The organism is Humibacillus xanthopallidus (genome assembly GCF_006717145.1).
Classification (GTDB): domain Bacteria; phylum Actinomycetota; class Actinomycetes; order Actinomycetales; family Dermatophilaceae; genus Humibacillus; species Humibacillus xanthopallidus.
Window position 1 is genome coordinate 72534 of sequence record NZ_VFQF01000002.1, and the last position, 23434, is coordinate 95967.

Sequence of the window (23434 nt, forward strand, 5' to 3'; positions counted from 1 at the left end):
ATGGCTGAACGGTCATCGACCGCATCGGCGGGTCGAGCGAGTGCCGCAGCGACTCCGGGCCTCGACGGCTCGGCGTCGGCAGCGCTGCTCAAGGCGGGCCGCTTCTTCACCCGGTGGGACGAGTCTGCTGACGGCAGAGCCGTCTACCGCGAGGGAGGCCGCGCCGGCGACGTCTTCTACCGCGACCGCTGGAGCCACGACAAGGTCGTGCGCTCGACCCACGGCGTGAACTGCACCGGCTCCTGCTCGTGGAAGGTCTACGTCAAGGACGGGATCATCACGTGGGAGACCCAGCAGACCGACTACCCCTCCGTCGGCCCCGACCGCCCGGAGTACGAGCCGCGCGGCTGCCCCCGCGGCGCCGCCTTCTCCTGGTACACCTACTCGCCGACGCGGGTGCGCTACCCCTACGTGCGCGGCGTCCTGCTCGAGATGTACCGCGAGGCCAAGGCGCGGCTCGGCGACCCCGTCGCCGCCTGGCACGAGATCACGACCGACCCCGAGAAGCGCCGGCGCTACCAGAGCGCGCGCGGCAAGGGCGGACTCGTGCGTGCGTCGTGGGGCGAGGCCGTCGAGATCGCCGCCGCCGCCCACGTCCACACGATCAAGGAGTACGGCCCCGACCGGGTCGCCGGCTTCTCGCCGATCCCCGCGATGTCGATGGTGTCGCACTGCGTCGGCACCCGCTTCATCCAGCTCATCGGCGGCGTCATGACGAGCTTCTACGACTGGTACGCCGACCTGCCCGTCGCAAGCCCCCAGGTCTTCGGCGACCAGACCGACGTGCCCGAGTCGGGCGACTGGTGGGACGCCACCTACCTCATGATGTGGGGCTCCAACGTCCCCGTCACCCGCACGCCCGACGCGCACTGGATGGCCGAGGTGCGCTACCGCGGCACGAAGGTCGTCACGGTGAGCCCCGACTACGCCGACAACACGAAGTTCGCCGACGAGTGGATGCCCGCCCAGGCCGGCACCGACGCGGCGCTCGCCATGGCGATGGGGCACGTGCTCCTCAAGGAGTTCTTCGTCGACCGTGAGGTCGACTTCTTCACCGACTACGTGCGCACCTACAGCGACCTGCCCTTCCTCATCCGCCTCGACCCGCCCGAGGAGGCGTATGCCGCCGCGTCGGGTGACGAGGGCAGCGCGGCCCTGGTGCCCGGCAAGTTCCTCACGGCTGCCGACCTCGCCGACGCCGGGGCCGTCGTCCCTGACGAGGATGCCTGGAAGACAGTGCTGCTCGACCGCGCCACCGGTGAGCCGGTCGTGCCCAACGGCTCGATGGGCTTCCGCTACGCCGACTCCGGCAAGGGTCGGTGGAACCTCGATCTCGAGGGAGTCAGCCCTGCGCTGACGATGGCCGGTGACGCCGCGGGAGGTGCGCCGGTCGAGAACGTCGAGGTGCTGCTCCCGGCCTTCGTCGAGCCCGACGGCACCGGCTCGGTGCTGCGCCGTGGCGTGCCCGCCCGCCGGGTCGGCGGCCACCTCGTGACGACCGTCTACGACCTCATGCTCGCGCAGTACGGCGTCGCGCGGCCGGGTCTGCCGGGCAGCTGGCCGACCGGCTACGACGACGTGACGGCCCCCTACACGCCCGCCTGGCAGGCCGAGATCACCGGCGTGCCCGCCGAGCAGTGCATCCGAATCGCCCGCGAGTTCGCGACGAACTCCGAGCAGTCGCAAGGCCGCTCGATGATCATCATGGGAGCGGGCATCTGCCAGTGGTTCCATGGTGACGCCACCTACCGCGCGATCCTCTCGCTCCTCGTCCTCACCGGCTGCATGGGCCGCAACGGCGGCGGCTGGGCGCACTACGTCGGCCAGGAGAAGTGCCGGCCCATCACCGGCTGGATCTCGCTCGCCAACGCGCTCGACTGGGGCCGGCCGCCGCGCACGATGACGGGCACGTCGTACTGGTACATGCACACCGACCAGTGGCGCAACGACGGCTACTCCGCCGACTCGCTGAACTCGCCTCTCGCCAGAGGACATCTGGCCGGCAAGCACACGGCCGACACCATCGCGCAGTCCGCCCGGATGGGGTGGATGCCGTTCTACCCGCAGTTCGGCACCAACCCGCTCCAGGTGGCCGAGGACGCCCAGGCCGCGGTCGACGCGGGCACCGCCGCCAGCCCAGCGGCATACGTGGCTGGGGCCCTGCACGACGGCTCGCTGACCTCGGCGATCGAGGACGTCGACGCCCCGGAGAACTGGCCGCGCACCCTCGTGCTGTGGCGGAGCAACCTCATGGGCTCGTCCGCCAAGGGCAACGAGTACTTCCTGCGCAACCTGCTCGGCACGCACCACAACGTCATGGGCAGTGAGAACCCCAACGCACCAAGGCCGTCCGAGGTGAAGTGGCACGACGAGGCGCCCGAGGGCAAGCTCGACCTGCTGCTCTCGGCCGACTTCCGCATGACGTCGACGACGCTGCTGTCCGACATCGTGCTGCCCGCGGCGACGTGGTACGAGAAGCACGACCTCAGCTCCACCGACATGCACCCGTTCGTGCACGCCTTCACCCCCGCCATCGACCCGCCGTGGGAGGCGAAGAGCGACTTCGAGCTCTTCCACCTCCTCGCGGAGAAGCTCTCGGATCTCGCGCGCACGCACCTCGGGGTGCGCAAGGACCTCGTCAGCGTGCCGCTCATGCACGACACGCCCGGTGAGACGGCGCAGCCCGGCGGGCGGGCGATCGACTGGCGCGCCACGGGTCAGCCCGGCACGCCGGGCAAGACGATGCCGGTCTTCCAGCTCGTCGAGCGCGACTACACCGCGATCAGCGAGAAGCTCGCCACCGTGGGCCCGCTCGCCGACAGCCTCGGCTTCACCGTCAAGAACGTCACCTTTCGCGTCGAGGAGGAGGTGGCGCGGCTCGCCGCCAAGAACGGCGTCATGCTCGGCGGAGCCGGCGACGGTCGGCCGGCGATCGACACCGACGAGAAGATGGCGGAGGCGATCCTCACCTTCTCCGGCACGACGAACGGCCACCTCGCGGTGCAGGGCTTCCGCACCCTCGAGGAGCGGGTGGGCAAGAAGCTCGCCGACCTCGCCGAGGGGTCGGAGGAGAAGCACGTCACCTTCGCCGACACGCAGAGCGCGCCGGTCGCGGTCATCACCTCGCCCGAGTGGTCGGGCTCCGAGACCGGTGGGCGCCGCTACGCCCCCTTCACCGTCAACATCGAGCGGCTCAAGCCCTTCCACACCCTGACGGGCCGGATGCACTTCTACCTCGACCACGACTGGATGCAGGACCTCGGCGAGGCCCTGCCGATCTATCGACCACCACTCGACATGCATCGCCTCTTCGGCGAGCCGAAGCTCGGGCCGGACGGCTCGAAGCAGGTGACCGTCCGCTACCTCACGCCGCACTCCAAGTGGTCGATCCACTCGGAGTACCAGGACAACCTGCTCATGCTCTCGCTCTCGCGTGGCGGGCCGACGGTCTGGATGAGCCCCCAGGACGCCGGCTCCATCGACGTCTCGGACAACGACTGGGTGGAGTGCCTCAACACCAACGGCGTGCTCGTCGGTCGCGCCATCGTCAGCAGCCGTATGCCTGAGGGCGTGGTCTACGTGCACCACGCTCAGGAGCGCACGATCGACGTCCCGAAGTCGGAGGCGACCGGCCGTCGCGGCGGCATCCACAACTCCGTGACCCGGCTGCTCGTCAAGCCCACGCACCTCATCGGCGGCTACGCCCAGCTGTCCTACACCTTCAACTATCTCGGCCCGACAGGGAACCAACGAGACATGGTCTCGACGGTCCGCAAGCGCTCGCAGGAGGTGACGTACTGATGCGTGTCATGGCCCAGATGGGCATGGTGATGAACCTCGACAAGTGCATCGGGTGCCACACGTGCTCGGTGACGTGCAAGCAGGCGTGGACCAACCGCGCCGGCACCGAGTACGTCTGGTTCAACAACGTGGAGACGCGGCCCGGTCAGGGCTACCCGCGCCGCTACGAGGACCAGGAGACGTGGAAGGGCGGCTGGACGCTGACCAACCGCGGCAACCTCAAGCTCAAGGCCGGCGGGAGGGTGCAGAAGCTCCTCGGCATCTTCGCGAGCCCCGTGCAGCCCAAGCTCGCCGACTACTACGAGCCGTGGACCTACGACTACCAGACCCTCATCGAGGCGCCGCTCGGCGACGACTTCCCTGTCGCCCGGCCCAAGTCGCTCATCACCGGCGAGAACACGAAGATCACGTGGTCGGCCAACTGGGACGACAACCTCGGCGGCTCGAGCGAGATGGGCGAGCTCGACCCGATCGTCGCCAAGCTCAACGCCTCGGTGCGCCGCGAGTCGGAGGAGAAGGTCCGCTTCGAGCTCGAGAAGACCTTCATGTTCTACCTCCCGCGAATCTGCGAGCACTGCCTCAACCCGTCGTGCATGGCGTCGTGCCCCTCGGGCGCGATCTACAAGCGCGAGGAGGACGGCATCGTCCTCGTCGACCAGGACCGGTGCCGCGGCTGGCGTCAGTGCATCACCGGCTGCCCGTACAAGAAGATCTACTTCAACCACAAGAGCGGCAAGGCCGAGAAGTGCACGTTCTGCTACCCCCGCGTCGAGGTGGGTCTGCCGACCGTCTGCTCCGAGACGTGTGTCGGGCGGCTGCGCTACCTCGGGCTCTTCCTCTACGACGCCGACCGCGTCACAGCGGCGGCAGCGACCCCCGACGAGGGCGACCTCTACGAGGCGCAGCTCGACCTCCTGCTCGACCCGAGCGACCCTGAGGTCATCGCCGCCGCCCGGCGCGAGGGCATACCGGACGACTGGATGGACGCGGCACGGCGCTCGCCCGTCTACGCGCTCGCCAAGACCTACCGCGTGGCACTGCCGCTGCACCCGGAGTACCGCACGATGCCGATGGTCTGGTACGTGCCGCCGCTCTCGCCGATCGTCGACGTGCTTTCGTCGCAGGGCCACGACGCGGAGGACCGCGGGGTGCTCTTCGGCGCCATCGAGGCGCTGCGCATCCCGGTCGACTATCTCGCCGAGCTCTTCACCGCCGGGCGCACCGACATCATCACGGACGTGCTCCAGAAGCTCGCGGCGATGCGGGCCTACATGCGCGACGTGTCGCTCGGCCGGGACGGCGACCCTGCGATCCCGGAGGCCGTCGGGATGAGCGAGGAGACGCTCTACGAGATGTACCGCCTCATGGCGATCGCCAAGTATGCCGACCGCTACGTCATCCCGACCGCGCACGTCGAGCGCGCCCACGAGCTCGAGGAGATCGGCTGCTCGCTCGACTTCGACGAGGGGCCGGGGATGTACGAGTCCGGTCCGTTCGGTGAGGCGAGCGGCCGGCCGGCGCCTGTGGCCGTGGAGACGTTCAACGCCCTCAAGCAGCGCCAGACGTCCGACTCCGCGATGACGACGACGGCGGGCGGCGGGCTGCGTGGCCGCGTCAACCTGCTCAACTGGGACGGCAACGGCGCCCCCGACGGTCTCTTCCCGGGAGCGTCAGCCGGGTCGAGTGACCCGACGGAGGCGCCGCGATGATCGGCCTGCGACGGTTCACCGACCGCAGGGCCGACCGCCGACGCGACGACCGCGTCGTGCACCTCGTCGCCGCTCGCTGCCTCGACTACCCGCGCGAGGAGCTCGTCGAGTCGCTGCCCATGCTCACGGAAGCCCTTGCCGAGCAAGGGGACTCAGCTGGCGCGCAGGAGCTGCGTCCGCTCGTCGAGCACCTGGGGTCGGGGCCTCTGGCCGACCTGCAGCGCGCCTACGTCGACACCTTCGACCTCAGTCGCAAGCACGCCCTCTACCTCTCGTACTGGACCGACGGCGACACGCGCAGACGGGGCGAGGTGCTGGGACGGTTCAAGGCGGCATACCGGCGCAGCGGCTTCCTCGTCGACACGCACGGCGAGCTGCCCGACTACCTCCCCATGGTGCTCGAGTTCGCCGCGTGCGCCGACGCCGAGGCAGGGGCAGCGCTGCTGCAGGACTATCGCGCCAGTCTCGAGCTGCTCCGAATCGCACTGCAGGAGAAGGAGAGTCCGTATGCCGCAGCCGCCGTGGCCGTGTGCGCCACCCTCCCCGGGCCGTCGCCCGTCGACCGCGCGGCCGTCATGGAGATGGTCGGGATGAGCGGGCCACAGCCCACCGAGAGCGTGGGCCTGGACCCCTACGACCCGAGACTGCTTCCGCTGCAACCGATCCCGCGAGCGGCCGTGGAGGTCTCGTCATGAACACCTTCCTCTGGGGCGTGCTGCCCTACCTCTGCATCGCGAGCCTCGTCGGCGGCACGATCTGGCGCTACCGCTACGACAAGTTCGGCTGGACGACGCGATCGTCACAGCTCTACGAGTCCCGACTGCTGCGCATCGGCTCGCCCCTCTTCCACTTCGGCATCCTGCTCGTCTTCTTCGGGCACGTCGGGGGGCTCGTCATCCCCGAGTCGTGGACCGACGCGGTGGGCGTCAGCGAAGGGCTCTACCACTTCAACGCGCTGCTCTTTGGCGGCATCGCCGGCGTCTGCACCCTCGTCGGCATCCTCATCCTCGTCTACCGCCGCCGCACGACGGGACCGGTCTTCATGGCGACCACGAAGAACGACAAGCTGATGTACGTCTTCCTCGTCGCGGCCATCGTGCTCGGGCTCTGGACGACGCTCGTCAGCGTCGGCGCCGGGAGCGAGGCGCACAACTACCGCGAGACGGTGTCGCCATGGTTCCGGTCGGTCTTCCTCCTGCGGCCCGACGTCGCCGCGATGGCGGCCGCGCCGATCCAGTTCCACATCCACGCGATCGTCGGCATGCTGCTCTTCGCGCTGTGGCCCTTCACGCGGCTCGTGCACGCCTTCACGGCGCCGCTGCACTACCTCTTCCGCCCCTACATCGTCTACCGCTCGCGCGACCGGCAGGTGTCGGGCTCGCGGCAGACCCGACCCGGCTGGAGCGGCATCGGCACCGCCGACCGCGACCGCCAGCGCTGACCCGCGCCTGACCCGGCTACACGGCATACGCCCGGAACCGCCGGCCGAGCGCAACCCCTCACCATCACGACAACGCACAGATCGAGGAACTCATGAGCAGGACCGCACCCACCGCGCCGCCGCCGAGCGTGGGCCTGAGTGGGCAGGGGAAGAACCTCGCCCTCGCGACCTGGGCCTTCGCAATCACCTTCTGGGCCTGGAACCTCATCGGCCCCCTCGCCGTGAGGTACACCGAGCAGATGGGCCTCAGCAGCAGCCAGAAGGCGCTGCTCGTCGCGACCCCGGTGCTCGTCGGCGCCGTCGGGCGCATCCCGGTCGGAGCGCTCACCGACCGCTACGGCGGCCGCACGATGTTCCCGATCCTGACGCTCGTGACCGTGCCCTTCGTGCTGCTCGTGGCGCTGGCCGGCAACCTCAAGTCGTTCCCGCTGATGCTGCTCTTCGGCTTCTTCCTCGGCATCGCCGGCACGACCTTCGCCGTCGGTGTGCCCTTCGTCAACGCGTGGTACCAGGCTGACCGGCGCGGCTTCGCCACCGGCGTCTTCGGCGCCGGCATGGGCGGCACCGCGCTGTCGTCCGCGCTGACCCCACGCATGGTCACGTGGTTCGGCTACACCCTGACCCACATCATCATCGCGCTGCTGCTCATCGCGACCGCGGCCCTGTGCTGGACCGCGATGCGCAACTCGCCCGTGTGGAAGCCCAACACCGACCCCGTCGTGCCGAAGCTCAAGGCCGCGCTCAAGCTGCCGGTGACGTGGCAGATGTCGCTGCTCTATGCCGTCGCCTTCGGTGGCTTCGTCGCCTTCTCGACCTACCTGCCGACCCTGCTCAAGGACGTCTACTCCTTCGACCTCACGGCGGCCGGCACGCGCACGGCGGGCTTCGCCATCGCGGCGGTCGTCGCCCGCCCGATCGGCGGTGCCCTGTCTGACCGCATCGGACCGCGCGCGGTCGTCGCCATCTCCATGGCCGGCACCGCGGTGCTCGCGGCCGTGCTCGCCTTCGAGCCTCCGCTCGAGCTGCCCGCGGGCGCCGCGTTCGTCTCGATCGCGTTCTTCCTCGGTCTGGGCACGGGCGGCGTCTTCGCGTGGGTCGCCCGCCTCGCGCCCCCGGAGCGGGTCGGCAGCGTCACGGGTCTCGTCGGTGCCGCCGGCGGACTTGGCGGCTACTTCCCGCCGCTCGTGCTCGGCGCCACCTACGGCAAGGTCTTCGAGCACTACGGCTTCGGGCTTATGCTGCTCTGCCTCGTCGCCGTGGCCGCGCTCGTCTTCGCGCTCGTCGGCGTCAAGGAGGCTCGTCGCAGGGAGGCCGTGGCCTGAGTCGGGTGGCGCCGGCGCGCCCACCACTCATCTGAGGGTCAGCCGCACACCGTCTGCGATGTGCGGCTGACCCTCACGTGTGTGATCTGCGGCGCCGTGTGCCGCTGAGGTCCGGGTGCGGTCGTCGGGGTCTCCAGCGTGGTCGCAGCGGGCTCCCCGGGATCTCCCACCCCGCGGTCCTACCCTCCCGGCGAGGGGCGCACTGCGTCCCGATCGTGAAGGAGGACGCCATGGCCGATCTCGGATGGCCGGAGCTCAGCATCATCGTCATCGCCTTCGTGCTCCTCTTCGGCTGGAAGAAGATGCCCGACATGGCCCGCAGCCTCGGCCGCTCGGCCCGCATCTTCAAGTCCGAGGTCGACCAGATGCACACGGACGGCTCGGCCGGCGCTCGCGCCGAGGCCACGGCCAGCCCGACGACGTATGCCGCCGGGCCGGCTTCGCTCGCCGACGCCGAGGCCCGCGCCGCTGCGGCGGACGCCGAGCTCGCCAGCCTCCGTGCCGACGCCGAGGTCGCACGCCTTCGCGCCGAGCGTGAGGCTCTCGATCGGACCTCCGGCTCGCACTAGTCTGCGACGGTGCAGAGCCACTCCGACACGAGCCCGTCACCCAAGACCTCGACCGCTGTCTCGCCCGGACCCCGGAACGGGCGGGTGCTGGCGGTCGACGTCTTTGCAGACGCCCTCGACGAGCAGATCCCGCCCGGTGAGGCCGTGGTCGACGGCGACCCGACGGCGGGGGTGTCGGTGCTCGGCGAGGTCGGTCGGGTGGAGAGGGTCGACGGGACCGGTGAAACCCTAGCGACCGCAGGCGCGTCCGGTGGCGCTGAGGTCGGTGTCTGGGAGATGACCGCCGGCACGGCCACCGACATCGAGGCCGACGAGGTCTTCGTCGTGCTGTCGGGCCGGGCGAGCCTGACGTTCGACGACGGCGAGACCCTCGAGCTTGGCCCCGGTGTCGTCGTGCGCCTCCACGAGGGCGAACGCACGACCTGGGCGGTGCACGAGACGATCCGCAAGATCTACGTCACCCCCGCGGCGACCCAGACGACCTCAACGGCTCCCGAGTCCTGAACCTCCCGCACCTGCCCCAGCCCCCACGTCCCTCGCAACACACCGAGCAGTCGTCAGATCCGCGAGGTATACCTCGTCGGGTTGACGACTACTCGGTGTGTTCGGGTCGGGGGTGGGCACGCGGGCGCGAGCGGGAGGCCGCCAGCCCGGAGTGGTGCAGCCCTCAGGCGCGGTGCTTGGCCTTGGCCCGGGCCTTCGACCGGCGCCGGTCGAGGAGGCGGCTGCCCGACTGGAGTCCGCGGCTCAGCGTGCTCGGGCCCTTGCGCCGCTCGAGGGCAGTGCCGAGCCGGCCGAGGACGAGGCTGGCGAGCGGAGCGACCAGCACGGTGATGAGCCAGAGCCGGGCGCGGCGGGAGAAGAAAGCCCACATGGGAGGTCCTTTCGACAGGGGGCGAGTCGGTTGACGACGCCCCCACCCCATGCCCGATGGGCCTGCGTCTCTGACATCCCGGACGCGACCAGTCGCGCCAACAGGTCCTCGGCGCAGGCCCGGCGCAGGGTCATACTGGTGCGCACGCTGGACCGCCCCACCGGTGCGGTCGGCCGACTGACGGGGGCGAACGATGCACGGTGCGGGCTCAGGCGACAACGCGGTGGAGCGAGCGGCGAGCGCCGTGGCGTATGCCGTCATCGGTTCCGTCGGGCTCGTCGCCCCACGGCGGGTGCCGCAGATCTTCGGCGCCGATGCGCCCACTGCCGACTCCCGCACGGAGGTGCGAGCGGTCTACGGCGGCATACCCCTGGCGATGGTGGCCGTCATCGCCGCGGGACGCCGCGACGGGCTGCGGGCGGCCGCTGCGGCGAGCGGCGGCATGGCGCTGGCGCGCGCCACCGGGATGCTCGTCGAACCACGCTCGCGCACGGCGACGACGACCGGCTTCCTCGTGCTCGAGGCCGCGCTGGCGGCTCTCCTACACCGAGCGGCCGCCAAGGCTGCCCCAGGACAGGTCACCGGCGCCAGACGATGAAGCGGACTCGAGGCGAAGAAGAGCTCGCCGTCCACGGCCCACACCCGCGTGTCGGGGTGGGGTGTGCGACGTCGACGAGCACGAGGGGCAAGACGCCCGCGAGGAACGTCGAGAGGGGGTGCGCGCCTCAGAGGCCCTGACGCTTCAGCGAGGTGCCGGGGGAGTCACCGCGCGTCGTGGGCTGCCCAGAGGCGGGCCTCGGCCTCAGCATCCATCGGGCCGGCCCCACGGTTCGTCGGCCGCTCGGGCAGACCCTCGCGCTGGAGCCAGGCCCACGTGTCGGCCACGGTCTCCTCGATCGGTCGGCAGCTCAACCCGGCGGCCATCGCCGCGGAGACGTCACAGTCGTGCAGGCCGGCATACTCCCCGGTCGGCGGCAGCCAGATGGGCAGCTCCGTCCACGGCGCGACGCCGGCCGCCTCGATCGTCTCCGGGCTGAGCCAGACGAGGTCGGCCCCCGCCCCGGTGACGTCGTTGCAGGCGTCGAGCACCTGACCGATCGTCGCGTGACCTGGGCGGCTCACGGTGTTGAAGGTGCCGACCGGGCGCGAGCCGAGCACCCAGTCGGCGATGTCGCGGCAGTCGACGTACTGCAGCGGGCGATCGCGCGGACCGGGAGCGGGCACGCGTCCGCCAGGTGATGCGGCCGCAATCCGCTTCAGCCAGAACGGCATCCGTCCGACGATCTCGTACGGTCCGAGGATGAGACCGGCCCGCAGGAGGGCGATGTCGCCACTGAACTCCGAGAGCACGGCCAGCTCGCCGCCACGCTTGGCGGCCGCGTAGTCGTCGCCGTCGGCCCCGCCCGGGTCGCCGTCGACCACGGGCGCGCTCTCGTCCGAGCCCACCTCGAGCGGCCAGGAGTAGACGGAGCGCGACGAGATGTAGCAGTAGGAGCCCGCGCGCCCGTCGAGCAGCCGCGCGGACTCCTGCACCGACACGGGCGCGAGCGACCACGTGTCGACGACGGCATCCCACTCGTCGTCGCCGAGCGCCGCGGCGAGAGAGCCTCCCTCGAGCCGGTCGGCGTGACGGGTCTCGGCGCCCGGCGTGTCCGGCCCGCTGACGCCCCGGTTGACGGTCGTGACCTCGTCGCCGCGCGCGAGGCCTGCCTCGACGAAGGCACGTCCGACATGGTGGGTTCCACCGAGCACGAGGAGTCTCATGCACCGATCCTCACGCGAGCCACCCCGTCTGCCAAGTGTTTTCGCTGTCGGTGGAAGACGCGCTCGCCTACCACCTCAGAAATGCCACTCGTCCGGCCGGACGGACGGCGTGCGCCCCGCAGTGAGGTCGGCGACGAAGCCGGCGAAGCGTGGGCAGGCGACGATGTCGTGCGCCTGGCAGCGCAGGGCGTGCTCGGTCATCTCGCGCGAGCGCTCGATGGCGCGGCTGCGCTCGTCGAGGTCGCGCAGGTGGGCCTCGAGCACCTCGTGACGCCCCTTCTCCTCGCCGTCGATGAGGGCCCGGATCTGGTCGAGCGACATCCCGGCCGACTTGTTGCGCACGATGACGGCGACCCGCACGAGGTCGTCGTGGCCGTAGCGGCGGTAGCCGGAGGCGTCGCGCGCTGGCCGGAGCAGACCGATCGTCTCCCAGTGGCGCAGGACGTTGGTCGGCAGGTCGAACCGTGCGGCCAGCTCACCGACCGTCCATGTCTCGTTCTTCTCGTTTGCCTTCATGTTGACATGAAGGTACACGCTCGGGTGAGACACCGACAGAACCACAGAAGGAGACCCTCGTGCAGACAGACGTCGCGATCGTCGGCGGTGGACCCGCCGGCCTCCAGGCCGCCCTCACCCTCGGGCGCATCCACCGCAAGGCCGTCGTGCTCGACGACGGCACCTACCGCAACGCCGCGGTCGCCCACATGCACAACGTGCTGACCAACGACGGACGCCCGCCGGCTGACTACCGCGCGGCCGCTCATCAGGAGCTCGCGGCATACGACTCCGTGACGGTCCTGCGGGTGCGAGCGGACGCCATCGAGCAGACGGGTGACTCCTTCCGGCTGCGGCTCTCGGACGGCTCGGAGCTGACCGCGCGGACGCTCGTGCTCGCCACCGGCGTGCGTGACGAGCTGCCGCCCATCGACGGCCTCGGCGCGTTGTGGGGCGACCTCGCCGCGCAGTGCCCGTTCTGCCACGCGCACGAGTTCAGCGGCACCCGCATCGGCGTCATCGGTGGGGAGTCGGCCGCGCACTACGCGGCCATGCTCGGCCCGATCGCCTCGGAGCTCGTCGTGCTGACGAACGGTGAGCCGCTACCGCCGACGTGGCGGGGCGGGGCGCAGGTGCGTGCCGAGCCGATCGTCTCCGTCGAGCCGCACGCGGGCGGTGTGCGCGTCCGGCTCGCTGCCGGGGAGCCCGAGCAGGTCTCCGTGCTGTTCCTGAGGCCGACCCTGCACCAGTCGGCGCCCTTCGCCGAGCAGCTCGGCCTCGAGCTCAACCCGTCGGGGTGCGTGCGCGTCGACGAGTTCGGGCGCACGAGCACGCCGCGGGCGTATGCCGCGGGCGACCTTGCGCACCAGCCGACCTTCCCGGGGCCGATGGCGTCCGTCGTCATGGCCCAGGCCATGGGCCAGATGGCAGCGCTCGGAGCGCACTCGACCCTCATGGAGGCAGGCCTCTGAGCCCCACCCCCCAATCGAGAGAGCACCCCGTCGGGCACCCCCAATCGAGAGAGCACTCCGTCGGGGGCCCAGTCGAGAGAGCACTCCGTCGGGCACCTCCAATCGAGCGAGCACTCCGTCGGGGGGCCACTCGCGAGGCGCTCCCCGGCCACGCGGCATACGCTGCTCGGAGCCCTCGGGAGCCGCCCGTGCGGGAACGCGGCCCGAGAACGTCACCGCAGTGATGTCGAGGATGTCGGATCGGCTCCGACGTCACCTCTGAGGCCGCACGAGGCGGTCACCTGACGAAGGAGAAGTCGTGAAGTACGTCATCCTCATCCACTCCAACCCCCAGCCGTGGGGCCACCCGACCAGCGACTTCCTCGCCGCGCACCAGGAGCAGCCCGCCGAGGAGCGCGAGCGCAGCAACGCCGACTTCGAGACGATGCTGACTCAGCTGTCGCAGTCCGGCGAGCTCGTCGGCGGCGAGGCTCTCGCCGCACCGTCGACGGCACGGCTCTACCGGTGGGACGCCGGCCGGCGCGTCGCCACGGACGGGCCCTACTCCGAGACCAAGGAGCACCTCGCCGGCTTCTTCCTCATCGACGTCGCGAGCCAGGAACGCGCCGAGAAGATCGTGCAGAGCTTCTCCGGGCCGGGCGAGACGGTGGAGCTCCGACCCGGCTGGACCGGCCCCACCGAGTGAGCACGCAGTGAGCACCGAGTGACCACCGAGGGACCCCTGAAATGACCACCGCCTGACCGCTCTCTCTCCCGAATCGAGGTGATCGCGACACCCCCGTGGGTGCCGCGATCACCTCGAATCCGGGGCGTCGGGGGGCGCGTCAGCCCTTCTTGCCCTTGAGCTGGATCGACTGCTCGGCCGAGTACTCGCCGCAGCCCGTGAGGTTGCAGGCCGCGCCGAACGTCACGTTGACGGCCTTGCCGCCCTTGAAGAGGCCGTTGTCGGCGAGGATGAAGGCCGTCCACGGCTCGGCCTGGCCGGTGCAGGACACCTCGGCACCGCCGTAGCCCCGGATGAGCAGACGACCGACGCGCTGGGTGAGCTGGAGGTCGACGAAGGCGAAGTCCGCCCCCTCGTCGCACGTCACGGTGCCCGAGACGTAGGCGCCGCCCGACTTCGAGTCGAACTGGGCGACGGGGTTGAGGGTGGCCTCGATCATCGGCGGCGGCGGCGCGACGTCGACGGTGATGTCGAGCGTGCCGCCGTTGCCCGCCCCGTCGAGCTGGTCGTCGAAGGCGAGGATCGTGTACGTCTCACCGGCCGTGACGGGGAAGGCCACGCCGGCCTGACCGCACGCGACGATGGACAGGGCGCCCGGGCTGCCGAGTCCGACGATGACCCCGGCGCTGTAGCTCGACCCGCTGACGTCGGCGGCGAGGTAGCCGTCCGCCGCCGCGGTGACGGTGAACCAGACGCTCGCATCCGTGGCCGGCGCCCCGCAGTCGAGGTTGGCCTGGACGTCGTCCGCGTCGGTCGTCGCCTGGCTCGTGTCGATGGTTGCGCTGTAGGGAAGGGCCGTGATGACGACCGGGCTGCTGCCGAGGTCGTTGCTGGGTGCCGCCGCAAGAGCGGCCCCTGCTGACAGGACCAGACCGGTGACTGCCGCGACCGCCGCCGCGCCCCACCTCGTTGTGAGTCTCATGCTTCGTTCCCCTTGTCTCGACGAAGAGAGCTCGCCCAACCCGCCCGACACTGGACGACCCCTGTGACCTGGCTGAGCAGGCCATGTGTCGACGGTAGCGAGACGACATCTCCGACATGGGCGTTTCGATACATTCCGCAACCGCGTGCAGCGACGGCACGCGTCCGCGCCGAGATGCCCCCCGTCAGGACAGGTGCTGCGCGAGGAAGGCTCGGGTGCGTCGGATCGAGGTGTCCCACTGCGGCGAGGCGAGGGTGTGCCGCCCTCCCGGATAGACGCGCAGCTCGACCTGCTTGCCCTTCGCTTCGAGCGCGGCGACCGACTCACGCGACCACGCGAGCGGGCAGTCCTCGTCGGCCGTGCCGTGGTGGATGAGCAGCGGCTCGGTGACGCGGTCGAAGTAGGTGCGGGCGCTCGTCGCCGCCCAGCGCGCCGGCTGCGCCTCGGGTGTGCCGAGGCGGGCGATCACCTTCGCCGCGGCACCCGATCTCGACGGGTCGCGCCGCACCCACTTGTTGAAGTTGTCGACGCTCTCGGAGCTCACGGGGGCGTAGGCGACGGCGGCCCGGAAGACGCCGGGCTGCGCGACGATCGCGGTGTAGACGACCCCACCGCCCATCGACCGCCCGATGAGCGCCACGCGACCGGGGTCGACGGCGGGGTGGGCCTTGAGTGCCAGCGCCGCGTTGACCGCGTCGATCGTGTAGCCGACGCGCAGGTTGGCGTCGTTGTCGGGGTCCTTGCTCGACTGCGCGTGGTTGCGGTAGTCGATGTGCAGGGTGACGTAACCCTGCCGCGCGAGGTAGTCGCGCTCGCGGAGCATCGTCTCGCCGTTGGTGTACTCCGCAGGATCGACGTAGCCGTGGGCGAGCACCACCGCCGGGAAGGGGCCTCGGCCTCGGGGGATGTTGATGCGTCCCGAGATGGTGAGTCCGTCGCCCTGGTAGGTCGCGAAGTACTGTCGGTAGGCACTCGTGCTGCCGCGCTCGCGGCTGAGCCTGAGGTTGCGGCCGTCGTAGCGGTGCTCGATGAGCGCCTGGATCGAGGCGGGGTCGGCTGGCCGTGTCGCGCTCGGGCTGGGTGAGGCCGTGGCCGTCGGGCCGGTCGAGCCGGGTGGGCTGCTCGGAGTCGCCGCGGACGAGGCGCCGGCGGTCGGCCCGCCGGACGCTGTCCCGGCACCGGACGTGGCCGGTCCCGTCGCCGCGCCGGTCTGGCCACCCGTGGCGGAGCACGCCGACGCGAGAGCGCCCACGAGGCCCGTGATGGCAACACGGCGGCATACCTCAGGGGTCCTGGGCTGGTGAACGGCTCGGCGACGGTCGCTCATCACCCGAGTGTCACCCGCTGACCGGCGCACGCCGCCACCGCGCCCGAAGACGCGACCCGATCGTGACCTGCGCACTGCGGCGTCGAGTGGCGGAGCGACGTCCTCGTCCGCGGTCAGACGGTGGCGGCCGCCTCGAGGAGCATCCACGCCTGCACCTGGGTCGAGAGCTCGATGCGCGCCCCCGGCGGCTGGCTCGTGCGCGCCGGGCTCCGGGGGTCAGGTGACCACACGGACACGGCGGAGGCCCGGTCCCGTCCCCTCAGGTCGCGGCCGCGCCACAGGCCGTCGGCGGTCGCGGTGACGAGCCGCCTTGCTGTGTCGCGCGCGTCGTGTGAGAGCCCCTCGGTCGTGGCGGCCAGCGCCAGGTAGCGACCGAGGATGCCCGTGAACAGTCCGCCGTCGCCGTCACCGTGAGTTCGCAGCAGGCGTATGCCGTCCGCCTCAGTCGTCAGCCGATCGTGCACTGCCGCAACGAGATCGGCCGCTCGCTGCAGGCTCTGCTCGTCACCGAGCGTGACGAGCGCGCCGAGCACGGTGCCCTGGTTGTAGGACCAGATGTCGGGGACGATGACCTCCGCGCGGGCGGAGCGCACTGACCCCTGCGACGGCGACGACGTGAGCCGCACACCGTCGAGGAAGAGGCCGCTGTCCGCCGACCAGAGCCTCGTGTAGAGCCAGTCGACGATGCCGCGAGCCTCCTCGACCCGACCGAGCCGGGCGAGGTGAAGCGCAGCAGGGGCGCTCGCGGGCACGTTCTTGAAGTCGCGCTCGACGCTCCAGAAGAGGCCGCCGCCGAGCTCCTTCGTCAGGGCGGAGCTGAGCTGCCGGGTGAGGTCACGCTCCGCGGTGCGCAGTCGTCGCTGGGGTCGCGCCCGGCCGAGGGCCGCGTGGAGCAGTGCGAGCCGCCCGGCCGCCAGGGCGAGCCACGCCATGTCGTCGTAGTAGTCGTTGACCCAGCGAGCACTGTTGCGCAGCCGGATCGTCCGCAGCAGCCGGTCACCGGTCCGTGCTCGCTCGCGTGCTCCATCGGTGTCGCCACCGCGGAGGCAGCGCAGCGCCGCGTCGACGATCGCATCGAGGTAGTGGGCCTGCCACCAGTAGTGCCACGGGTTGTCGACCCGGCCGTGCGCGGGGTGGGCGACCCGTGCGAGGTGCGTGAACGGCATACCCGCAAGTCGCGCGCCGAAGAGGGTCGTCACCGTCCGCTCGGCCTCGGCGGCGCGGGCGTCCCAGGGCGGGTCGGGCGGGGTCGGAGCGGCTGCGGCTGGCACGCGCCGACGCTACCCCGCGATGATGGCCGCGTGGAGGCTGGCGTGGAGAGTGGCGAGCAGCTGTGGCGGAGTCTGGCACCCCAGGTGCTCGGCGCGCTCGTGCGGCGCTACGGCGACTTCGACCGCGCCGAGGACGCAGTGCAGGAGGCGCTGCTCGCCGCGTCGACGCAGTGGCCCCGCGACGGTATGCCGCACGACCCCCGCGCGTGGCTCGTGCGGGTCGCGTCGCGCCGCCTCATCGACCACTGGCGGGCTGACGACGCGCGGGCCCGTCGCGAGCGGGCCGATGCCGGAGCGGTGCCCACCGACGCGCTCGTCGAGTCCCCAGCAGACTCGTGGGTGGAAGCGGGCGACGCAGGGGCGGGCGACGCGCACGCCGACGACACCCTGACGCTGCTGCTCCTCTGCTGCCACCCGGCGCTCACGCCGCCGAGCCAGGTGGCGCTGACGCTCCGCGCGGTCGGCGGCCTCACGACGGCAGAGATCGCCAGTGCGTTCCTCGTGCCGGAGTCGACCATGGCGCAGCGGATCAGCCGTGCCAAGCAGGGGATTCGCGCCGAAGGGGCGCAGTTTCTCATGCCCGAGGGCGACGAGCTGCGGCAGCGGATGGCTGCCGTCCTGCACGTGCTCTATCTCGTCTTCAACGAGGGCTACACGACGAGCCACGGGTCGCAGCTGCAGCGAGTCGACCTGACCCGAGAGGCAATTCGCCTGACGCGCGCCGCGCGAGAGCTCCTGCCCGACGACGGGGAGGTCGCCGGCCTGCTCGCGCTCATGCTGCTGACCGAGGCTCGCAGACCCGCGCGCACGGCGGCCGACGGCTCGCTCGTGCCGCTGGCGGAGCAGGACCGGTCGCTGTGGCTGAGCGACCCGATCGACGAGGGCGTCGGGCTGCTCACGTGGAGCCTGGCGGCGACACCGGTGGGGCCCTACCAGCTGCAGGCCGCCATCGCGGCGGTGCACGACGAGGCAGCGACCGTCGAGTCGACGGACTGGGAGCAGGTGCTCACGCTCTACGAGATGCTCGAGCGAACGGCACCGGGGCCGATGGTCACTCTCGGTCGGGCGGTTGCGGTCGCCATGGCGCGTGGACCGCAGGAGGGGCTGGCTCTCGTCGACGACCTCGAGCGGTCGGGATCGCTGGTGCGGAGCCACCGGTTGCACTCCGTGCGCGCACACCTGCTCGAGCAGGTCGGCGACCGGGAGGCGGCTCGCGAGAGCTACCTCGTGGCGGCGGGCCTCACGACCAGCCTGCCCGAGCGGGAATACCTGCAGCGCAAGGCCGCTCGCGTGTGACCGCCGACGACCAGATCGCACAGACACGCCGCCGGTGCGTGTCGGCGGCGAGGGCGGTCAGCGGCGCAGGTCAGGCCCAGATCGCGGCGGCGATGCCGTCGCTGAAGCGCTCGGGCGGGTCGGGCAGCGACCGGGCCATGCCCAGCGTGTGGCGGGCGGCAGTCCACGCGACCGCGCACGCGTCGATGACGTCGTCGGCGGCATACCCCTGGCCTGAGAGGACCGACGGGCGAGGGATGCCACCCGCGGCAAGGGCGGCGAGCCGCTCGGTGCGGCCCTCCTCGGTCTTCTTGCTCGCCAGGATCGGGGCGCCGGCCATCGCTGCGAACGACACCTCGGGGTGCACCTCGAGCACCGTCACCGTCGGTCTCGTGCGCAGCCAGGCGTCGACCTCGACGATCTTGTCGCGCAGCGCGAAGGCTTGCGCGCCGACGCCCTGGCCGACGAGGTCGCGGTTGACGGCGTCGGCAGCGAGCCGGGAGTCGGCGGCATACGCGGCTCGCGTGAGCGTGGAGAAGATCGACGACGCTTTGCCCGGGATCGCTGTGCGAGCGAGCACGTCGGACCGACGAATCGTATTGTCAGGCAAGCCGATCGGGATGTCGATGCCGACAGCGACGATGCCGAGCGACTCACGCACCATCGACACGAGCTCGGCGATCGTCGGAGCGACGACGACGCGCGGTCGCGGCGCCCCCGGCTCGAGCACGGCGCCGACCCAGCCGGCCTTGCACCCGTCGACGCCGAGCACCGGGGCGATGACCTCGATCGGTGCCGGTCGCGCGGGTCGAGCAGGTCCGCCCGCCGCGAGCCGCGGTGCCTTGGCGCTCGAACCCCGTGAGGTGGCGACGGGGTATCGCGCGGCGTTGCGCTCGGCCTTGCTCGCGAGGGCCGCGTCGAGGTCGAGGTCGAGCACGTCGGCGAGGCGCAGCAGGTAGGTCATGACGTCGGCCACCTCGTCGGCGACGTCCTGCCGCCGGTCGCCCTGCATGACCGCCCGCGACTCCTCGGGCGTCAGCCACTGGAAGATCTCGACGAGCTCGGCGACCTCGACCGACAGGGCCATTGCGAGGTTCTTGGGGTCGTGGAACTGACCCCACTCGCGCTCGTCGGCGAAGTCGCGGATCCGCTGGCGCCACACGTCGGTGTCCATGGCGACACCCTCTCGCAGCCGCACACTCCGGGGCCATCCGCACACCTGCGAGCGGCGCGCACACCGGGCCCGGGGTGCGGCTGCCCCCGCGGCGTGCGCCCGGGCGCACCCAGGCGCACCCGTCCGCGGTGAGACAGACCCTTCGACACCGGGCAGATCCGGACGTAGCGTGAAGCGGTGAGTCACCCTCTCAGCGAGACGAACCAGGGCCCCGATGCCCGACCGACGACCCTCGGCGGCCTCCGCGCCACGGGGCACCAGCACCGCAGCGTCAAGGCGGAGCTGCGCGACAACCTCCTCGCGCGCCTCCGTGCCGGCGAGGATGCCTTCCCCGGCATGGTCGGCTTCGACGAGACCGTCCTGCCCGAGCTCGAGGCCGCGCTGCTCGCCGGCCACGACCTCGTGCTCCTCGGTGAGCGCGGCCAGGGCAAGACCCGCCTCATGCGCACCCTCGGTGGGCTGCTCGACGAGTGGAGCCCCGTCGTCGAGGGCTGCGAGATCGGCGACGACCCGCACAGCCCGTCGTGCACCCGGTGCCGCCGTCTTGCGGCCGAGCTCGGCGACGACCTGCCGATCACGTGGCGGCACCGCAGCGAGCGCTACACCGAGAAGCTCGCGACCCCCGACACGAGCGTCGGCGACCTCGTCGGTGACGTCGACCCGGTCAAGGTCGCGCAGGGCCGCACCCTCGGCGACCCCGAGACCGTGCACTATGGCCTCGTGCCGCGATCCAACCGGGGCATCTTCGGCCTCAACGAGCTGCCCGACCTCGCCGAGCGCATCCAGGTCGCGCTCTTCAACGTGCTCGAGGAGCGCGACATCCAGATCCGTGGGTACTCGCTGCGGCTGCCGCTCGACCTGCTCCTCGTCGCGACGGCCAACCCCGAGGACTACACGAACCGCGGCCGCATCATCACCCCGCTCAAGGACCGCTTCGGCGCCGAGATCCGCACGCACTACCCGACCGAGGTGTCCGACGAGGTCGCCCTCATCGCACAGGAGGCACAGCTCGTCGCCGACGTGCCGGAGCACCTGCTCGAGGTCGTCGCCCGCTTCACCCGCGGGCTGCGCGAGTCCAGCGCCGTCGACCAGCGCTCCGGCGTCTCCGCACGCTTCGCCATCGCTGCCGCAGAAGGCATCTCGGGCTCGGCGCTGCGCCGCGCCGCTCGGGCCAACGAGGCGTATGCCGTCGCGCGGGTCTGTGACGTCCCCACCGTCGTGCCCACCCTCCTCGGCAAGGTCGAGTTCGAGATGGGCGAGGAGGGCCGGGAGCGCGACGTCCTCGCCCACCTGCTCCGGCTCGCGATCGCGGAGACGTATCGCTCGCGCCTCGCCGGCCTCGACCTCACCGGCTTCACCGACCTCTTCGCCGAGGGCGCCGTCGTCGAGACGGGCGAGCTCGTGCCGGGCTCGGAGCTGCTCGCCCAGGTCGGCCCGGTCTCGGGGCTGTCGAAGGTGCTCGACCGGCTCGGCCACGCCGATGACGCGTCGCCCGGGCAGGTCGCGGCTGCCATCGAGTTCGTGCTCGAGGGCCTGCACCTGACCCGCCGCATCGACAAGGACTCGGTGGCCGGCCGCACCGTCTACGGAGCCTGACCCCATGTCTCCCCGCGACCCCACCTCGCAACACACCGAGCAATCGCCAACGGTACGTGGCATACCCGTCCACCTTGGCGATTGCTCGGTGTGTTGCGGGACAGCGTGGGCTGGGGGTGGTGGGCGATGACCCCGCGTGACGGCGACGACGTGCACGGCCGCTACCGCTACTCGCCGTGGACAGGAGGTGCCGACCCGCTCGCGCCACCGTTCGACGTGCGGTCGGCGCTCGACGAGGTCGGCCGCGACGTCATGGCCGGCGGGAGCCTGCGCGAGTCCCTGCGTGAGCTGCTGCGGCGCGGCATGGACGGCCGGCGCGGGCTCGACGACCTCGCCGAGCGCGTCCGCCGGCTGCGTGAGGCGGCGCGCCGCCGGGGCGACCTCGGCGGCACCCTCGACCAGGTGCGCGCGATGCTCGACCAGGCCCTCGCCATGGAGCGCGACCAGCTCGCCGGTGAGGAGGGTGACGACGCGCGCCTCGCCGAGATGGACCTCGCGACCATCCCCGACGACGTCGCAGGAGCGGTGCGAGCCCTGGGCAGCCACGAGTGGCACTCCGCCGAGGCCAAGGCGACCTACGACGAGATCGCGCAGATGCTGCAGCGAGAGATCGTCGGCGCGCAGTTCGAAGGCATGAAGCAGGCGCTGTCGGGCAACGACCCCGAGGCGATGCAGCGGGTCAAGGACATGCTCGCCGACCTCAACGACCTCCTCGCCGCGCACGCCCGTGACGAGGACACGACCGACCGCTTCCGTGACTTCATGGACAAGCACGGTGACCTCTTCCCCGAGCAGCCCGAGACGGTCGACGAGCTCATCGACGCCCTCGCCCGACGGCAGGCGGCAGCCGAGCGGCTCATGGCGTCCCTCTCACCGGAGCAGCGCGAGCAGCTCGCCCAGCTCATGGCCGACGCCCTCGGCGACCCCGACCTCGCCTCTCAGATGTCGCAGCTCGCCGACAACCTTCGCGCCCTCCGTCCCGGCCTCGACCGGCGCGGCCCCGTGCAGCAGGGTCGGGGAGGCGAGTCGCTCGGTTGGGGCGAGGCCGTCGACGCGGTCGCCGAGCTGGCCGACCTCGAGCAGCTGCAGGAGCAGCTGGGGCAGGGCTACTTCGGCGCGACCCTGGACGACGTCGACGTCGAGCGGCTGGAGCAGTATCTCGGCGCCGACGCCGCCACCGACATGGAGGCGCTCCGCCAGCTCGAGCGCGAGCTGGAGCGGCAGGGCTTCGTGACCCGCGGTGACGACGGCCTTCGCCTCACTCCCCGAGCGATCCGGCGTCTGGGCGAGACCGCCCTGAGGCGCGTCTTCCAGCAGGTCGACGCTGCGGGCCGTGGCGACCACGACGACCGCGCTGCGGGTCAGGCCGACGAGCCGACCGGCCTCACCCGGCAGTGGGAGTTCGGTGACGAGCTGCCCCTCGACACGGTGCGCACCGTCTCGAATGCCTTGCAGCGCAATGCCCGTGCGCGTGGAACTGGGCACTCGACGCGGAGTGAGCCGGTCTCCACCACGTCGAGTGCCCACTTTCCGACGGCAGCCGGCGACCCGGCATACGGGACGGGGGCGGTGGAGCTGCTCGTCGAGGACTTCGAGGTGGCCGAGACGGAGCGGCGGGCACGGGCGGCGGTGGCGCTGTGCGTCGACATGTCGTTCTCGATGATGCAGGAGGGCCGGTGGGGGCCGATGAAGCAGACGGCGCTCGCGCTCTCGCACCTCGTGCAGACCCGCTACCGGCACGACGCGCTGCAGATCATCGGCTTCAACCTCGCGGCGCGCCGGCTCACGCCGGTCGAGCTCGCCGAGGCCGAGCCGGAGTGGGTGCAGGGCACGAACCTCCAGCACGCCCTCATGCTCGCGTCGCGGCACCTGCGCCGGCACCCCGACGCCGAGCCGGTCGTGCTCGTCGTCACCGACGGGGAGCCGACCGCGCACATCGAGACCGACGGCCGGCCGACCTTCCACTGGCCGGCGACCCAGGCGACGCTGCGGGCGACAGTCGCCCAGGTCGACGAGCTGCGTCGCTCGGGGGCACAGCTCAACGTCTTCATGCTCGGCGACGACCCGGGGCTCGCGCGGTTCGTCGACGCGGTCGCGCGTCGCGCCGGTGGCCGCGTCTTCACCCCGGACATCGGGCGGCTCGGAGAGTACGTCGTCGCCGACTACCTGCGCGCTCGACGCGGCGGGCGGTGACGTCCG

At 71.4% G+C, this 23434-nt stretch carries 20 protein-coding genes; 13 read left to right on the forward strand and 7 right to left on the reverse strand.

Features of this window, described 5'->3' with window-relative positions; translation table 11 throughout:
• The 7 genes from FHX52_RS11410 (at position 1) to FHX52_RS11440 (ending at position 9346) form a co-directional block, all read left to right on the forward strand.
• Positions 1-3801: a nitrate reductase subunit alpha gene (locus FHX52_RS11410; protein ID WP_141822226.1), complete on the forward strand. Its 3801-nt coding sequence runs from the start codon at positions 1-3 to the stop codon at positions 3799-3801.
• On the forward strand, positions 3801-5510 hold the full coding sequence (narH, locus tag FHX52_RS11415) for a nitrate reductase subunit beta (RefSeq protein ID WP_141822227.1): 1710 nt from the start codon (positions 3801-3803) through the stop codon (positions 5508-5510). Before FHX52_RS11410 ends, narH begins: the two co-directional genes overlap by 1 nt.
• Positions 5507-6205, forward strand: a complete 699-nt coding sequence (gene narJ / locus FHX52_RS11420; protein WP_141822228.1) for a nitrate reductase molybdenum cofactor assembly chaperone — start codon at positions 5507-5509, stop codon at positions 6203-6205. The genes narH and narJ overlap by 4 nt, the downstream gene beginning before the upstream one ends.
• Positions 6202-6951, forward strand: a complete 750-nt coding sequence (gene narI, locus FHX52_RS11425) for a respiratory nitrate reductase subunit gamma (protein ID WP_141822229.1) — start codon at positions 6202-6204, stop codon at positions 6949-6951. The genes narJ and narI overlap by 4 nt, the downstream gene beginning before the upstream one ends.
• Positions 6952-7043: 92 nt before the next feature.
• Positions 7044-8273 (forward strand): MFS transporter, encoded by a 1230-nt coding sequence (locus tag FHX52_RS11430; protein WP_141822230.1) that lies wholly within the window; start codon positions 7044-7046, stop codon positions 8271-8273.
• 230 nt (positions 8274-8503) lie between these two features.
• On the forward strand, positions 8504-8842 hold the full coding sequence (gene tatA / locus FHX52_RS11435) for a Sec-independent protein translocase subunit TatA (protein ID WP_141822231.1): 339 nt from the start codon (positions 8504-8506) through the stop codon (positions 8840-8842).
• Between the two features lie 9 nt (positions 8843-8851).
• Entirely contained in the window at positions 8852-9346 is a 495-nt protein-coding gene (locus FHX52_RS11440; protein WP_246069933.1) for a cupin domain-containing protein, read from the forward strand.
• Between the two features lie 163 nt (positions 9347-9509).
• On the opposite strand, the gene FHX52_RS11445 is transcribed toward FHX52_RS11440, so the two are convergent.
• Positions 9510-9716: a hypothetical protein gene (locus tag FHX52_RS11445; protein WP_141822232.1), complete on the reverse strand. Its 207-nt coding sequence runs from the start codon at positions 9714-9716 to the stop codon at positions 9510-9512.
• Positions 9717-9909: 193 nt separating this feature from the next.
• On the opposite strand from FHX52_RS11445, the gene FHX52_RS11450 reads away from it, so the two are divergent.
• Positions 9910-10314 carry a DUF4345 family protein gene (locus FHX52_RS11450; protein WP_141822233.1) on the forward strand — a complete coding sequence of 135 codons (405 nt, stop codon included), beginning with the start codon at positions 9910-9912 and terminating at the stop codon, positions 10312-10314.
• A gap of 164 nt (positions 10315-10478) precedes the next feature.
• Here FHX52_RS11450 and FHX52_RS11455 read toward each other — a convergent pair whose 3' ends face one another.
• Both FHX52_RS11455 and FHX52_RS11460 read right to left on the reverse strand, forming a co-directional pair.
• Positions 10479-11480: an NAD-dependent epimerase/dehydratase family protein gene (locus FHX52_RS11455; RefSeq protein WP_185747251.1), complete on the reverse strand. Its 1002-nt coding sequence runs from the start codon at positions 11478-11480 to the stop codon at positions 10479-10481.
• Positions 11481-11555: 75 nt separating this feature from the next.
• The gene (locus tag FHX52_RS11460; protein ID WP_141822234.1) at positions 11556-11996 is read right to left on the reverse strand and encodes a MerR family transcriptional regulator; all 441 of its coding nucleotides are present in this window, start codon (positions 11994-11996) and stop codon (positions 11556-11558) included.
• 59 nt (positions 11997-12055) lie between these two features.
• On the opposite strand from FHX52_RS11460, the gene FHX52_RS11465 reads away from it, so the two are divergent.
• On the forward strand, positions 12056-12946 hold the full coding sequence (locus FHX52_RS11465) for an NAD(P)/FAD-dependent oxidoreductase (protein WP_141822235.1): 891 nt from the start codon (positions 12056-12058) through the stop codon (positions 12944-12946).
• Between the two features lie 298 nt (positions 12947-13244).
• Positions 13245-13631, forward strand: a complete 387-nt coding sequence (locus FHX52_RS11470; protein ID WP_141822236.1) for a YciI family protein — start codon at positions 13245-13247, stop codon at positions 13629-13631.
• Between the two features lie 139 nt (positions 13632-13770).
• Here FHX52_RS11470 and FHX52_RS11475 read toward each other — a convergent pair whose 3' ends face one another.
• From FHX52_RS11475 to FHX52_RS11485, 3 genes are all read right to left on the reverse strand, one after another.
• Positions 13771-14592, reverse strand: a complete 822-nt coding sequence (locus FHX52_RS11475) for a hypothetical protein (protein ID WP_141822237.1) — start codon at positions 14590-14592, stop codon at positions 13771-13773.
• A 184-nt stretch (positions 14593-14776) separates the two neighbouring features.
• Complete coding sequence (locus FHX52_RS11480; protein WP_141822238.1) at positions 14777-15919, reverse strand: alpha/beta hydrolase family protein; 1143 nt, start codon at positions 15917-15919, stop codon at positions 14777-14779.
• A gap of 113 nt (positions 15920-16032) precedes the next feature.
• Positions 16033-17190, reverse strand: a complete 1158-nt coding sequence (locus tag FHX52_RS11485; RefSeq protein WP_246069934.1) for a glycoside hydrolase family 76 protein — start codon at positions 17188-17190, stop codon at positions 16033-16035.
• A 30-nt stretch (positions 17191-17220) separates the two neighbouring features.
• On the opposite strand from FHX52_RS11485, the gene FHX52_RS11490 reads away from it, so the two are divergent.
• Complete coding sequence (locus FHX52_RS11490; protein ID WP_246069935.1) at positions 17221-18486, forward strand: RNA polymerase sigma factor; 1266 nt, start codon at positions 17221-17223, stop codon at positions 18484-18486.
• A 70-nt stretch (positions 18487-18556) separates the two neighbouring features.
• Here the strand turns inward: FHX52_RS11490 and FHX52_RS11495 are convergent, their stop codons facing one another.
• A complete protein-coding gene (locus FHX52_RS11495) occupies positions 18557-19639 on the reverse strand; it encodes a DUF429 domain-containing protein (RefSeq protein ID WP_141822239.1) in 1083 nt (360 codons plus the stop codon).
• A gap of 177 nt (positions 19640-19816) precedes the next feature.
• Here FHX52_RS11495 and FHX52_RS11500 point away from each other — a divergent pair, with 177 nt between their 5' ends.
• Both FHX52_RS11500 and FHX52_RS11505 read left to right on the forward strand, forming a co-directional pair.
• Positions 19817-21235 (forward strand): sigma 54-interacting transcriptional regulator, encoded by a 1419-nt coding sequence (locus tag FHX52_RS11500; protein ID WP_141822240.1) that lies wholly within the window; start codon positions 19817-19819, stop codon positions 21233-21235.
• 126 nt (positions 21236-21361) lie between these two features.
• Positions 21362-23428, forward strand: a complete 2067-nt coding sequence (locus FHX52_RS11505) for a vWA domain-containing protein (RefSeq protein WP_141822241.1) — start codon at positions 21362-21364, stop codon at positions 23426-23428.
• The last annotated feature ends 6 nt before the right edge of the window (positions 23429-23434 follow it).

Excerpts from the sequence above, each read along its gene's own strand:
- FHX52_RS11410 (WP_141822226.1), top strand. The coding sequence starts at position 1 with ATGGCTGAACGGTCATCGACCGCATCGGCGGGTCGAGCGAGTGCCGCA.
- narH (WP_141822227.1), top strand. The coding sequence starts at position 3,801 with ATGCGTGTCATGGCCCAGATGGGCATGGTGATGAACCTCGACAAGTGC.
- narJ (WP_141822228.1), top strand. The coding sequence starts at position 5,507 with ATGATCGGCCTGCGACGGTTCACCGACCGCAGGGCCGACCGCCGACGC.
- narI (WP_141822229.1), top strand. The coding sequence starts at position 6,202 with ATGAACACCTTCCTCTGGGGCGTGCTGCCCTACCTCTGCATCGCGAGC.
- FHX52_RS11430 (WP_141822230.1), top strand. The coding sequence starts at position 7,044 with ATGAGCAGGACCGCACCCACCGCGCCGCCGCCGAGCGTGGGCCTGAGT.
- tatA (WP_141822231.1), top strand. The coding sequence starts at position 8,504 with ATGGCCGATCTCGGATGGCCGGAGCTCAGCATCATCGTCATCGCCTTC.
- FHX52_RS11445 (WP_141822232.1), bottom strand. The coding sequence starts at position 9,716 with ATGTGGGCTTTCTTCTCCCGCCGCGCCCGGCTCTGGCTCATCACCGTG.
- FHX52_RS11450 (WP_141822233.1), top strand. The coding sequence starts at position 9,910 with ATGCACGGTGCGGGCTCAGGCGACAACGCGGTGGAGCGAGCGGCGAGC.
- FHX52_RS11455 (WP_185747251.1), bottom strand. The coding sequence starts at position 11,480 with ATGAGACTCCTCGTGCTCGGTGGAACCCACCATGTCGGACGTGCCTTC.
- FHX52_RS11460 (WP_141822234.1), bottom strand. The coding sequence starts at position 11,996 with ATGAAGGCAAACGAGAAGAACGAGACATGGACGGTCGGTGAGCTGGCC.
- FHX52_RS11475 (WP_141822237.1), bottom strand. The coding sequence starts at position 14,592 with ATGAGACTCACAACGAGGTGGGGCGCGGCGGCGGTCGCGGCAGTCACC.
- FHX52_RS11480 (WP_141822238.1), bottom strand. The coding sequence starts at position 15,919 with ATGAGCGACCGTCGCCGAGCCGTTCACCAGCCCAGGACCCCTGAGGTA.
- FHX52_RS11495 (WP_141822239.1), bottom strand. The coding sequence starts at position 19,639 with ATGGACACCGACGTGTGGCGCCAGCGGATCCGCGACTTCGCCGACGAG.
- FHX52_RS11505 (WP_141822241.1), top strand. The coding sequence starts at position 21,362 with ATGACCCCGCGTGACGGCGACGACGTGCACGGCCGCTACCGCTACTCG.